This is a genomic window from Curtobacterium sp. B8 (assembly GCF_000333315.1).
GTDB classification, from domain to species: Bacteria; Actinomycetota; Actinomycetes; order Actinomycetales; family Microbacteriaceae; genus Curtobacterium; species Curtobacterium luteum.
Genome location: NZ_BACW01000685.1, coordinates 1 through 11,901, shown reverse-complemented (window position 1 = coordinate 11,901; position 11,901 = coordinate 1). Strand labels below are relative to the sequence as shown.

Below are 11,901 nucleotides of genomic sequence, written 5' to 3'. Positions count from 1 at the left end.
ATCCCTTGCTCGTCGTGCCGCGCACGATCGAGTCGTCGACGATGAGGATGTTCTTGCCCTTGAACTCCGACGACATCGCGTTGAGCTTCTGCCGCACGGACCGCTTGCGCTCCGCCTGCCCCGGCATGATGAAGGTGCGACCGACGTAGCGGTTCTTGTAGAAGCCCTCGCGGTACTCGATGCCGAGCTTCTGCGCCACCTGCATGGCCGCGGGTCGGGACGAGTCGGGGATCGGCATGACCACGTCGATGTCGCCGGTCGGGGCGTACTGCTCGATGGTGTCCGCGAGGCGGTTGCCGAGCCGGAGTCGGGCGTCGTACACCGAGATGCCGTTCATGACCGAGTCGGGGCGGGCGAGGTAGACGTACTCGAACGAGCAGGGCACGAGGCGCGGGTTCTTCGCGCACTGCCGGGCGTGCATCTGGCCGTTCATCTCGATGAAGACGGCCTCGCCGGGGGCGATGTCCCGGACGATCTCGTAGCCGCCGGACTCGAGGACGAGCGACTCCGACGCGACGACCCACTCCGGCTGACCCGCCTCGTCGAACTTGTGCCCGAGGATGAGCGGGCGGATGCCGAACGGGTCGCGGAAGGCGAGCAGCCCGTGCCCGGCGATCGTCGCGATCGCGGCGTAGGAGCCCTCGACGCGCTCGTGCACGCGCTCGACGGCGTCGAACACCTGGCCCGGGTCGAGGTCCTTCCCGCGGACCTGGCCCTGAAGCTCGTGCGCGAGGACGTTGACGAGCAGCTCGGTGTCGGAGCTCGTGTTGAGGTGCCGGCGGTCGATGTCGAACAGCTCGCGGGTGAGTTCCCGCGTGTTCGTCAGGTTGCCGTTGTGCACGAGGACGATGCCGTAGGGCGCGTTCACGTAGAAGGGCTGTGCCTCTTCCTCGTTGCTCGCGGCGCCCTTCGTGGCGTAGCGCACGTGGCCGAGGCCCATCGTGCCGAGCAGGGACCGCATGTCACGCGTGCGGAAGGCCTCCCGCACGTGTCCACGCGTCTTGTGCATGTGGTGGATGTGACCCTCGACCGTGGCGATGCCGGTCGAGTCCTGTCCTCGGTGCTGCAGGAGGAGCAGAGCGTCGTAGATGGATTGGTTGGCAGGACTCTGGGCGACGAGCCCGACGATGCCGCACATTCGCGGTGTGCTCCAGACCGTAGAATCGGGGGGACCGAACAAGTCTGCCATGCCCTGCGGAGGACGACGCATGACGAACCCGTACGCCGAGGCCGGCGTCGACACAGCAGCCGGCGACCTCGCGGTCGAACTCATGAAGTCGGCCGTCTCGGCCACGCACAACGCCTCGGTGACGGGCGGTGTCGGCGGGTTCGCGGGGCTCTACGACGTCTCGTTCCTGAAGGACTTCGAACACCCGCTGCTCGCGACCTCGACCGACGGCGTCGGCACGAAGGTGGCCATCGCCCAGGCGATCGACAAGCACGACACGATCGGGCAGGACCTCGTCGGCATGGTCGTCGACGACATCGTCGTGGTCGGCGCGAAGCCGCTGTTCATGACCGACTACATCGCGTGCGGCCGGGTCGTGCCGAACCGCATCGCCGACATCGTCGCCGGGATCGCCCGCGGCTGCTCGGCCACCGGGACCGCCCTCGTCGGCGGCGAGACCGCGGAGCACCCGGGGCTCCTCGGCCCGGACGACTACGACGTCGCGGGAGCGGCGACGGGTGTCGTCGAGGCCGGCGCTCAGCTCGGCGCGCACCTCGTCGAGGACGGGGACGTCGTCGTCGCCATCGCCTCGTCGGGCCTGCACTCGAACGGGTACTCGCTCGTGCGGCACATCCTGTCGACGCGCGGCGTGCAGTACACCGACCAGCTGCCGGAGTTCGGCGCCGGGGTGTCCGTGGGGGAGGCCCTGCTCGAGCCCACGCGCCTCTACACGACGCCGCTGCTCTCGCTGCTGTCCGCGCGCCCGGGCGCCGTGCACTCGCTCTCGCACGTCACCGGTGGCGGCATCGCGGCGAACCTCGCACGTGTGCTCCCGGTCGGCTCGTGGGTCGAGGTCGACCGGTCGAGCTGGTCCCCGCTGCCGGTCTTCCGTGTGCTCGCGGAGATGGCGAGCACGCCGCTGGAGGACACCGAGGGCACGTGGAACCTCGGCATCGGGATGTTCGCCGTGGTCGCGGCCGGGGCTGCCTCGGACGTCATCGCCTCGCTCGGAGCCGCCGGGCTGCCGTCGTGGGCGGTCGGGACGATCTCGACGGCGGCGCGCGAGGACCTCACCGGGTTCGAGCAGGGCGCCAAGGGCGTCGACGGCGGCGCCGTGCGGCTCGTGGGGTCCTACGCGGCCTGACGTCGGCTGCGCCTGGCGCCGGCGCGCGGGCCCGCCGCGACGCGTCGGCCGCCCCCGCCTGCCGCGTCGGCCGCCCCCGCCTGCCGCGTCGGCCGCCCCCGCCTGCCGCGTCGGTCGGGACACCCCGTCCGCGGATCGTCCAGCGGTCAGGAAACGTCGCGTCCGCCCCGACGGAGCGACGTCCCGTGACCTTCGGGCATGCTGCACGCGGGGTGTCGCGACCGCACGGAGACGCCGCCCATCAGGGTGGCTGACCTCAGCCATCGCCGAGCACACGCGCGCGGCGCACTCCGACGCGCCGGGCACGCCCGGGACACGCGCAAACGCCGCGCACCCGAGGGTGAGCGGCGTGTCGCACGAGGGCGGCTCAGGCGGACTTGTTCTGGTCCTCGTGTTGCTCGAGCTCGAGGTCGTCCTCGTCGTCACCGTACTGGTCCGCCCAGCGGTCGACGTACGAGTTCTCGTCCGAGTGTTGCCCGGCGGAGAGCTCTCGCTCGAGTGCACCGTAGTTCGTCTCCGGGCTGAAGTACTTCAGCTCCCGAGCCACCTTGGTGTGCTTTGCCTTCTGACGGCCGCGCCCCATGCGTGACCCCCTCGTGATCGGCTCTGGTCCGATCCTGGCGGGCGTCGGTGGACACCCGGGGAATCGGACGGTTCGTGGTTTGAAATCTGCCGATCACTCTACCATGTACCCCGATCTGGACGTCGCCGCGAGGGCGGAGCACCCAGGAGAATCGGATGTGATGAGCGACGCCACGAACCCCGTTCCCGACCAGCTCGCGCGTGTCGTCGTCATCGGCGCGGGGCAGGCCGGGCTCTCGGTGGCCTACCACCTGCGTCGCCTCGGCCTCGTGCCCGGGTCGGACCTCGTCGTCCTCGACCGTGGGCCGGGCTCCGGCGGGGCGTGGCAGCACCGGTGGGAGGCCCTCCGGCTCGGCGCAGCGCACCGGGTGCACGACCTCCCGGGCATGCACGCGATGGGTCTCCGGTTCGACGATGCCGACCGCTCCCGTCCCGCGCGGGACGTCGTCGGCGAGTACTACCGCCGGTTCGAGCAGCACTACGAGCTCCGGGTGCGTCGCCCGGTCGCGGTGACCTCGGTGACGCGCGTCCCCGGTGCCGACCGACTCTGCACGACCGTGCGGACGCCGGACGGGAGGACGAGCCGGATCAGCTCGGAGGTCGTCGTCAACGCGTCCGGCACCTGGGGCACCCCGTTCGTGCCGTGGTACCCGGGCCGGGACGTGTTCGCCGGTCGGCAGCTCGACACCTCGGAGTACCGGAGCGCCGCGGAGTTCTCCGGGCAGGACGTCGTGGTGGTCGGCGGCGGGACGAGCGCGATCGGGTTCCTGCTCGAGCTCGACGGTGTGGCCCGGTCGACGCGGTGGTTCACCCGGCGACCCGTCGTCTGGTCCGACACGGCCTCGCTCGACCTCGAGTCCGCGGTCGCGGCGGTCGACGAGCAGGACCGGGCAGCGCGGACGGGACGGGTCCTCCCGAGCATCGTCAGCGGCACCGGCATCCCGGTCACGCGTCGGATCCGCGCCGGCATCGACCGCGGGACGCTCGTGGCCGACCAGATGTTCGCACGCCTCGACGAGTCCGGGGTGGTCACCACGGACGGCGAGCACGTGCACCCGGACGCCGTCATCTGGGCGACCGGTATCCGGGCCGACATCCGGCACCTCGCCCCGATCCGGCTCCGGACCGATGCGGGTGGCATGGTGGTCGCCGACGGCCGGTCCGAGGACGAGCCGCGCCTCTTCCTGGCCGGCTACGGCCGGCAGGCCTCCAGCATCGGCGCGAAGCGCGCGGGCCGGAGCATCGCCCAGCAGGTCACGGACGTCCTCGCCGGCACCGCCGGACGACCCGGCCGGCGCGGACGGGACGCACGGCGCGAGGCCGCGCGCACGGGGCGAGGGCAACGGCCTCGCNCCATGTGCGCAACCTCGCACGGCGACACGCCAGGCCGCCACGCCGTCAGGCGGGCAGACGGCCGGGAGGCGCGGTGCCGGTCCGCCCCGCGCCTCCCGGACGTCGGTGGTCGCGCCGGGGACGCGGGTGGCTCAGGCCGGCAGCGGCTCGTCCACACCGCGCCGACGACGCGTCGCGCGCAGCAGCAGGGCATCGAGCGAGAAGCGCCCCGGCCCGGTCACGCGACGGCCAGCGATCCGACGGCGAGCACGAGGACGTACTCGAAGCCGCCGTCCTGCGAGAAGAACCCGGCGGTCGCGTGCGCGAGGAGCCCCGCCACGACCATGTCGACCGCGAGCAGCGCCCCGACCACGCGCGTCGCGACACCGACCACGAGGAACACCCCGCCGACGAGTTCGAGCCCCGCGACGAGCGGCGCGGCGACCTCGGCGAGCGGGACCCCCATGCCCGCGAAGCCCTGGGTCACGGTCGGGATGCCCTGCGCGAACTTCTGCGCGCCGTGGGCGATGAAGACCACGCCGAGGACGACGCGGAGCACGGTGAGGCCGATCGAGGTCGATGTCGTTCGCATGCCCGGGACGGTAGCGGTTGACGCGTCACCGAGCACCCCCGGACGGGGGCCTCGGCGGAGTTCGCCAGGGCATCGCCAGGACATGCCCAGTCTGGGGTCCGCCGTTCAGCGGACCCGCGCTCAGGAAGCGGAGTCGGTACCGCGGCCGGTCTGCTGCTGCAGTCGGTCGATGTGCTCCGAGGCCTCCGCCTTGGTGAGGTCGGCGGGCAGTTCCTCGCCGGCCTCGCGGGCGAGGGTGTCGAGGTAGCTGCGCTGCGGACCGGTCATGGGCTCGTCGCCGGTGACCCAGTCCTCCGGGTCCTTGCTCGCGGTCGTGGAGGGGTCGGGGCGGGGACCGCCGAGGGTCTCGCCGGTGTGGTCGGCCTTGCCCTGCTGGTCGGTCTGGTCTGCATCGCTCATGGCGCGGACGCTACGCCGGGCCACCGACGGGGACCCCAGCGCGGCGTCCCCCGGACAGCCCGACGACGCCGGTCCCGGACGGCCGGAACGGGGTCAGGCAGCCGCGACGGCGTAGCGCACGAGGTCGGGACCGACGGTGCTCAGCGCGATCGGCACGACCGACCCATCGCGACGGATCCACATGCTCGCCGCACGCGCGTCGATGCGCTCGACCTCGTACAGCGTGCCGTCGATCAGGACCGACGCCGAGACCAGGACCGTCCCGGTGGCCGGGCGGGGCGGCAAGCCCGGGACGTCGGCGTCGTACGCCGTGTGGGGCCCGGGCGTCAGGAACGGGGACACCGGGGTGGTGACGATCTCCAGCCCGTCGGTGACGTCGGACACCGCGACGAGCCGGACGGCCTGGTCCTTCGGCAGCGGGACGTCGACCACCGGAGCGTCGTCGGGGCCGGCCAGCGCGCGGAACGCGGGCCGACCGTCGGGGGCGAGCAGTGCCTCCCGGCCGTCGATGCGGACGCGACCGCGCCCGCGCGAGTCGGCGTAGAGGCCCGGGACGATGCCGGACCTGCGCGCTTCGAGGCGGCTGATGACGACGCGGTCGGGCCGGTACCAGTCGCGGAGCGTGGCGGGGTCGACCCACCCGATGGCGCGCGCACCGCGCGACAGCGCGGAGGAGTGGTCGGCGGCCCGTTCGTCGACCGCTCCGAGGGGGTGTTCGCCCAGCACGGCGACGAGGCCCTCGAGCGGGCTGCCGGCCGGCGGTTCGTGGTCGAGCACCTCGACGCGCTTCGACACCTTGCCGCCGTGCGCGTCGAACGTCGCGAAGGTCCGGAGGTCGGTCGGGGTCATGGCGTCACATCGTACGACCGGCCACCGTCACGCGGTGTCATCCGCGGTCGGCGTCGCGGGGCGAGGTCGGCGACGAGGGCGTGCGGCCCGTCGGGGGCGACGCCACGAGGGTCCGCAGTTCGCCGGTGCACCGCGCCGGGTCCACGCCCTCCGCGGGGCCGGCGGGTCGCGACGCCCGCCGGGGCGCGGGAGCGGGAGCGGTCTGCGGGGCGAGGCTGTTCCGCTGGTCGGACCGGAGCAGGCGGTCGTCGCTGCGCTCGGCGTGGAAGACGCCGTGCGGCGACCGGCGGAGGGGCGGACGCACGGGCTCGCCGCGGCGTTCCTGGCCGGGCAGCGGGCGGGAGCGGCGTCCGTACAGGAGCTCCGACGAGTCGAGCAGCCACGGCACCAGGGCGACGGTCACACCGTGGACGAGCAGGAGCTTCTTCCGGATCCGACGTCCGCGGTGGTTGTGGAGCAGGTTCTCCCACCAGTGCCCGACGACGAACACCGGCGTGTAGACCGTGACCACCTCTGAGCCGTGCTCCAGTCGGTGCGCCTTGATGTACTTGATGAGCGGCATCGAGATGTCGCGGTACGGGCTCGGCACGATCGTCAGCGGGACCTCGATGCCGTGCTCCGCCCACTGCGCCCGCAATCGCGCCGCCTCGGCGTCGTCGATCGCGACGTGCACGGCCTCGAAGCTCGCGTGCTTCGCGGCGATCGCGTAGTCGAGGGCCTTGAGCACCGGCTTCTGGAGCTTGTTCACGAGCACGATCGCGTGGTCGCCGGTCGCGCCGAACTCGGTCTCCTCGTCGGCGGCGATCTCGTGCTGGACGTCGCGGTAGTAGCGGTTCACCCCGAGCATGAGCACGAAGAGCACCGGCATGATCACGAACACGAGCCACGCGCCGTGCGTGAACTTCGTGATGGTGACGATCACGAGCACCACGAACGTGAAGCTCGCGCCGATGGTGTTGATGAGCCGCGAGCGGACGACCTGGCCGCGGTTCACGGGTTCGGTGGCGGTGCCCGCGCGGTCCTGGCGGAGCAGGCGCGTCCAGTGCACGACCATGCCGGTCTGACCGAGCGTGAACGACACGAAGACGCCGATGATGTACAGCTGGATGAGGCTCGTGACGTTCGCCCGGTAGACGATGAGCAGGGCGGCCGCGACGAGCGCGAGCACGATCACGCCGTTCGAGTAGATGAGGCGGTCGCCGCGGGTCGAGAGTGCCTTGGGTGCGTAGGAGTCGCGGGCGAGGATCGAGCCGAGCAGCGGGAACCCGTTGAACGCCGTGTTCGCCGCGAGCAGCAGGACCGCCGCGGTCGTCGCCTGCACGACGAAGAACAGCACCGAGTTGTCCCCGAACGTGGCGGCGGCGATCTGTGCGATGAGCGAGCGCTGCGGTGTCGTGGCGCAGTTCGCGAACCCCTGGAGGTCGCAGGCGCTCTCGGCGTAGTGGACACGGGCGACGAGCGCGAGCGTGATGAGCCCGATGAACAGGACGATCGCGATGCCGCCCATCGCGACGAGGGTCTTCTGTGCGTTCTGGATCTTCGGACGGCGGAACGCCTGCACGCCGTTCGCGATCGCCTCGACGCCGGTGAGCGCGGAGCAACCGGAGGCGAAGGCTCGGAGCAGGAGCAGGACGAAGGCGGCCTGGGTGGTGTGCTCGACGTTCTGCACGGTGTACTGCGCGGATTCGGCCACGGGGGTGTGCCCGGTGGCGACCCGCACCAGGCCCGTGACGACCATCACGAACACGGACGCGACGAACAGGTAGGTCGGGATCGCGAACGCCTTGCTCGACTCGCGGACCCCGCGGAGGTTCACCGCCGCGAGCAGCACGACGAAGAGCAGCGCCAGCTCGACCCGGAACTCGTTGAGGACCGGCAGCGCCGAGATGATGTTGTCCACGCCGGAGGCCACCGACACGGCGACGGTCATGACGTAGTCGACGAGCAGCGCGCTCGCCACGACGAGGCCGGCCTTCTCGCCGAGGTTGCGGTGCGCCACCTCGTAGTCGCCGCCACCCGACGGGTACGCCTTGATGAGCTGCCGGTAGGACGCGACGACCACGACGAGCAGCAGCACCACGAGTGCGGCCACCCACGGGGCGAAGGTCAGGAAGGCCATGCCGCCGAGCAGCAGGATCATGAGGAGCTCCTGCGGCGCGTAGGCCACGGAGGAGAGCGGGTCACTCGCGAAGATCGGCAGTGCCAGGTGCTTCGGGAGGAGCTGTCCCTCGAGCTTCTCGGAGGGGAGGGGGTCCCCGATCAGCCGCGCCTTCAGCGACCGGATCTCGTTCGTCACGACGGGCAAACCTACTCATTTCGGACCCGGAGTCAACACGGGGGCACCCGCCGGTATTCCGTGTTCGTGCACATCCGTGCAACCTGTGCAGGGCGAGGGGCTTGTGGTTGACGCCGCGTCAACCTCTAGCGTGTCCTGCATGAGTGATCGGACAGACAACGCATCCGTCGCTGCGAAAGCGCCGCACGGCATCTCCGACGTGGCACGCGCGGCCGGCGTGTCCAGTCGGACGCTCCGCCACTACGACGCGATCGGTCTGCTGCCGGCGACCGCCGTGGGCGAGGGCGGGCTCCGTCGCTACGACGACGGCGCGCTCGTCCGGCTCCAGCGCATCCTGCTCCTCCGCGGACTCGGCCTCGGACTGTCCGAGATCGCCCGGGTGCTCGACGGCGAGCAGGACGACGTCGCCGCACTCCGGGCGCACGTCACCTGGCTCGAGCAGGAGCGCGACCGGCTCGCGCGGCAGCTCGCAGCCGTGCGCACCACCATCACCAGGATCGAACGAGGAGACGACATGACCACGCAGGACACCTTCGACGGGTTCGACCAGACCCGGTTCCGTCAGGAGGTCGAGGAGCGCTGGGGCGCCGACGCCTGGCAACGCGGGCAGGACTGGTGGTCGGCGAACGACCCGGCTGCCAAAGCGGCCTTCCAAGCAGAACAGCGCGCGATCGCCACGGACGCGGCGGCGCTCGCCGTCTCCGACGACGCGCCGACTTCGGCCGCGGGCACGGCCCTCGCGCGCCGACAGCTCGCCTGGCTCGCACAGGCGCCCGGGCCCGCCCTGACGGCCGACCGGTTCCGCACGCTCGCCGACATGTACGTGCACGACGAGCGCTTCACGCAGGCGTACGAGTGGGCCGGCCCGGGTGCGGCACGCGCGCTCCGGGACGCCATGCACGCCCTCGCCGACGCGGGCGCGGTGTAGGAGCGGCGGACACGGCCGCTGCGGGGGCGGGCCGACCGGGAGGCGCGGTGTGCGCCCGCCGTGTCGGCCCGCCCCGGTCGGTGCTCCCCTCGGTGCTCGCGACCGGTGCTCGCTTCGGTGCTCGCCTCCGCCGCTCACCGTCAGAGCGAGCGGCGCACCGCCTCGAGTCCGTCCCGCAGGCGGCTGACGGTGTCCGCGGTGAGCGTGCCCCGCGTCGCCTGCCGGCGGAGGTCCGCCCGGACCTGCTGCCGGAACGACGACAGGACCATCTCGACCTCGCGCAGGGCACTGGCACCGGCGGTCGGGACGTCCACGGGCTCGTCGGCGGTCTGTCCGCGCGGAGTCTGAGCGCTCGCGGCGAGGTCGGCGCGGAGGGACCGCATGGCCTCGCCGACCGAGGCCCGCACGCCGTCCGCGAGGGACTTCACCGAGTCGGTCATCCCGTCCTCGAGCGCGGCGACCTCGGCGGCGCGGGCGTCGAGCTCGGCGCGTCCGGCGTCCGTGATCGCGTAGACGGTCTTCCGGCCGTCGGCGGTCCCGGTCACGAGTCCCTCGTCCTGGAGCTTGGCCAGGCGCGGGTAGACCGTGCCGGCGCTCGGGACGTACGTGCCGCCGAAGCGGTCGCCGAGGGCCGTGATCAGCTCGTAGCCGTGCATCGGGTGGTCGGCGAGGAGGACGAGCAGGTAGAGGCGCAGGTGACCGTGCGCGAAGACGGGGCTCATGCGGGCACCTCACCATCGGTCGTCGGGGTGGTCGCGGCCTCGTCGGCGACGGGCGGCGCGTGGAGCACCGCGATGTCGCCGGACACCGAGTTCACCTTGAGGTCGAGCCACTGGCCGGAGAGCTCCCCGCCCTGCTTGACGTAGGAACCGCGCACGCCACGGATCTCCGAGTCGTCGAACTGCAGCTTGCCCGAGGCCGTCGAGACCGTGCACCGGTAGGGCACGCCGTCCTCGAGTCGGACGCTGACCGAGCCCGACACCGTGTTGACGCGCGCGGAGTCCGGCGTGCCGTGCAGGTCGAGCACGACGTCGGCGTTCACTCCGTCCGCCTGGAACCGGGGGATCGCGCCGGTGGCCACGACGTCGCCCGAGACCGTGTGCACCGTGAGGGCGCCGTCGAGTTCCCGGACGGTGGTCGTGCCGGAGACCGCGTTCACGGTGACGTCGCCCGCGACCCCGTCCACGACGACGTCGCCGGAGACGGTGTTGAGCGTCGCGCCGCGGTTCGTCCCGGACAGGAGCGACCCGGCCGAGACGACGCCGAGCGTCACCGGGGCGTCCCGCGGCACGAGGATGCTCACGTCGGCGTGCGCCTTGCCCCGGAAGGACTTGAGGAAGCCGATCGGGTCGTCCCACCGGATCTGCGGGTGGTCGACGGTGAGGGTGTCGCCGTCCACCTCGACCATGAGCGGCTTGCCCGACACGCTGTGGACCTCCACCCGGGCGGTCGGTTCGTCGTGCGCGACGACGTCCACCTGTCCGCCGACGAGTCCGACGCGCAGGCGACGGACGATGCCGGTGTCGATGACCTTGGGCTCCTCGACGAGCCACTTCTCCTGAGCCATGTTGTCTCCTCGAACTCGCGATGTATCGCGTCTGGTGAGGTCACGATACATCGCGAGTTCCGACGGCCGCAAGCGAACACTCAGGAGGTGGTCCGCGCCTCCAGGCCAGGGGCGGTGAGCGAGCTCGGGACCGCGACCCGCGTGCGCTCCGGGCTCCACGGGAACCGGCGGAAGAGCGGCATCAGCGGTTGCACCATCGGGCCGATCGCGAACGCGGCGACCACCGTGCCGGCGCCCACGTCGCCACCGAGCAGCCACCCGACGATGACGACGGTGACCTCGATGACGGTCCGGGCGACCCAGATCGGCCACCCGAAGCGCTGCGAGACCCCGACCATCAGCCCGTCGCGCGCGCCGGTGCCGAACCCGGCACCGATGTAGAACGCCGTCGCGACGGCGAGCAGCAGGAGTCCGGCCACGAAGAGGCCGACCCGGGGGAGCAGCCCGTCGGGCGCCGGGACGAGCCACAGCACGAGGTCCGCCGACGGGCCGATCGCCAGGGCGTTGAGCAGGGTGCCGATGCCGGGCTTCTGCCGCAGCGGGATCCAGAACAGCAGGATGACCCCGCTCGACACCACGGTGATGACCCCGAACGACCACGGCACGACGTGCTCGAGCCCCTCGGTGAGGACCGTCCACGAGGCGACACCCACCACCGCACGGACCTGGAGCGCGGTCGAGGCGCCGTAGAGGAACAGACCGACCATGAGCTGCGCGAACCGGAGGGTGAGGGCGGGGGTGCGGGACATGCTCCGATCGTGCGGCAGATTGGCCTGCTGGTCGAGGGCCAATCGCGCTACCGTGGACCCATGACCCCCGTCCAGCTGAGCGCCCGGTCCGCAGCGCTCCTCCTCACCGACTGGCGTGCCGGTACGGACGCCGCCGCGTACGAGGCGCTCTCCGACGCCCTCCGGGTCCTCGCGATCGACGGCCGCATCCCGCAGGGCGTCCGACTGCCCGCCGAGCGCGGCCTCGCGTCGGCCCTCGGCGTCTCACGGACCACGGTCGCCGGGGCGTACGCGCGCCTCCGCGAAGACGGGTCCT

At 72.1% G+C, this 11,901-nt stretch carries 12 protein-coding genes and 1 pseudogene; 4 read left to right on the top strand and 9 right to left on the bottom strand.

Annotation, left to right across the window (positions count from 1 at the left end; all coding sequences use genetic code 11):
- On the bottom strand, positions 1-1,138 hold a 1,138-nt coding region (purF, locus tag I59_RS18405), incomplete at its 3' end, for an amidophosphoribosyltransferase (RefSeq protein WP_022905135.1).
- 70 nt (positions 1,139-1,208) lie between these two features.
- Here purF and purM point away from each other — a divergent pair.
- Entirely contained in the window at positions 1,209-2,312 is a 1,104-nt protein-coding gene (purM, locus tag I59_RS18400; protein ID WP_022905134.1) for a phosphoribosylformylglycinamidine cyclo-ligase, read from the top strand.
- 367 nt (positions 2,313-2,679) lie between these two features.
- Here purM and I59_RS18395 read toward each other — a convergent pair whose 3' ends face one another.
- Positions 2,680-2,895, bottom strand: a complete 216-nt coding sequence (locus I59_RS18395) for a DUF3073 domain-containing protein (RefSeq protein WP_022905133.1) — start codon at positions 2,893-2,895, stop codon at positions 2,680-2,682.
- On the opposite strand from I59_RS18395, the pseudogene I59_RS21695 reads away from it, so the two are divergent.
- Positions 2,894-4,027: pseudogene (locus I59_RS21695) on the top strand (flavin-containing monooxygenase); the annotation flags it as partial. The gene I59_RS18395 and the pseudogene I59_RS21695 sit on opposite strands and share 2 nt — an antisense overlap.
- 437 nt (positions 4,028-4,464) lie before the next feature.
- Here the strand turns inward: I59_RS21695 and I59_RS20475 are convergent.
- The 4 genes from I59_RS20475 to I59_RS18370 all read right to left on the bottom strand — a co-directional run bounded on the left by I59_RS20475 (position 4,465) and on the right by I59_RS18370 (position 8,371).
- Positions 4,465-4,818, bottom strand: coding sequence for a DoxX family protein (locus tag I59_RS20475; protein ID WP_307120495.1), 354 nt, complete (start codon positions 4,816-4,818; stop codon positions 4,465-4,467).
- Positions 4,819-4,938: 120 nt separating this feature from the next.
- Positions 4,939-5,217, bottom strand: a complete 279-nt coding sequence (locus tag I59_RS18380) for a DUF3072 domain-containing protein (RefSeq protein ID WP_031274603.1) — start codon at positions 5,215-5,217, stop codon at positions 4,939-4,941.
- A gap of 93 nt (positions 5,218-5,310) precedes the next feature.
- Complete coding sequence (locus I59_RS18375; RefSeq protein WP_022905130.1) at positions 5,311-6,066, bottom strand: hypothetical protein; 756 nt, start codon at positions 6,064-6,066, stop codon at positions 5,311-5,313.
- A 37-nt stretch (positions 6,067-6,103) separates the two neighbouring features.
- A complete protein-coding gene (locus I59_RS18370) occupies positions 6,104-8,371 on the bottom strand; it encodes an APC family permease (RefSeq protein WP_042726919.1) in 2,268 nt (755 codons plus the stop codon).
- A 130-nt stretch (positions 8,372-8,501) separates the two neighbouring features.
- Here I59_RS18370 and I59_RS18365 point away from each other — a divergent pair, with 130 nt between their 5' ends.
- The gene (locus I59_RS18365; RefSeq protein ID WP_042726918.1) at positions 8,502-9,290 is read left to right on the top strand and encodes a MerR family transcriptional regulator; all 789 of its coding nucleotides are present in this window, start codon (positions 8,502-8,504) and stop codon (positions 9,288-9,290) included.
- Positions 9,291-9,430: 140 nt separating this feature from the next.
- Here I59_RS18365 and I59_RS18360 read toward each other — a convergent pair whose 3' ends face one another.
- From I59_RS18360 to I59_RS18350, 3 genes are all read right to left on the bottom strand, one after another.
- Positions 9,431-10,012: a PadR family transcriptional regulator gene (locus tag I59_RS18360; RefSeq protein ID WP_022905127.1), complete on the bottom strand. Its 582-nt coding sequence runs from the start codon at positions 10,010-10,012 to the stop codon at positions 9,431-9,433.
- Complete coding sequence (locus tag I59_RS18355; protein ID WP_022905126.1) at positions 10,009-10,857, bottom strand: DUF4097 family beta strand repeat-containing protein; 849 nt, start codon at positions 10,855-10,857, stop codon at positions 10,009-10,011. The genes I59_RS18360 and I59_RS18355 overlap by 4 nt, the downstream gene beginning before the upstream one ends.
- 80 nt (positions 10,858-10,937) lie before the next feature.
- Positions 10,938-11,606 carry a YitT family protein gene (locus I59_RS18350; protein ID WP_022905125.1) on the bottom strand — a complete coding sequence of 223 codons (669 nt, stop codon included), beginning with the start codon at positions 11,604-11,606 and terminating at the stop codon, positions 10,938-10,940.
- A 60-nt stretch (positions 11,607-11,666) separates the two neighbouring features.
- On the opposite strand from I59_RS18350, the gene I59_RS20470 reads away from it, so the two are divergent.
- Positions 11,667-11,901: GntR family transcriptional regulator (locus I59_RS20470; RefSeq protein WP_042726917.1), on the top strand; the 235-nt coding region annotated here is incomplete at its 3' end.

Bases quoted from the DNA above. Each gene is read 5' to 3' on its own strand.
- purM (WP_022905134.1), top strand. From the start codon at position 1,209: ATGACGAACCCGTACGCCGAGGCCGGCGTCGACACAGCAGCCGGCGAC.
- I59_RS18395 (WP_022905133.1), bottom strand. From the start codon at position 2,895: ATGGGGCGCGGCCGTCAGAAGGCAAAGCACACCAAGGTGGCTCGGGAG.
- I59_RS20475 (WP_307120495.1), bottom strand. From the start codon at position 4,818: ATGCGAACGACATCGACCTCGATCGGCCTCACCGTGCTCCGCGTCGTC.
- I59_RS18380 (WP_031274603.1), bottom strand. From the start codon at position 5,217: ATGAGCGATGCAGACCAGACCGACCAGCAGGGCAAGGCCGACCACACC.
- I59_RS18375 (WP_022905130.1), bottom strand. From the start codon at position 6,066: ATGACCCCGACCGACCTCCGGACCTTCGCGACGTTCGACGCGCACGGC.
- I59_RS18365 (WP_042726918.1), top strand. From the start codon at position 8,502: ATGAGTGATCGGACAGACAACGCATCCGTCGCTGCGAAAGCGCCGCAC.
- I59_RS18360 (WP_022905127.1), bottom strand. From the start codon at position 10,012: ATGAGCCCCGTCTTCGCGCACGGTCACCTGCGCCTCTACCTGCTCGTC.
- I59_RS18355 (WP_022905126.1), bottom strand. From the start codon at position 10,857: ATGGCTCAGGAGAAGTGGCTCGTCGAGGAGCCCAAGGTCATCGACACC.
- I59_RS18350 (WP_022905125.1), bottom strand. From the start codon at position 11,606: ATGTCCCGCACCCCCGCCCTCACCCTCCGGTTCGCGCAGCTCATGGTC.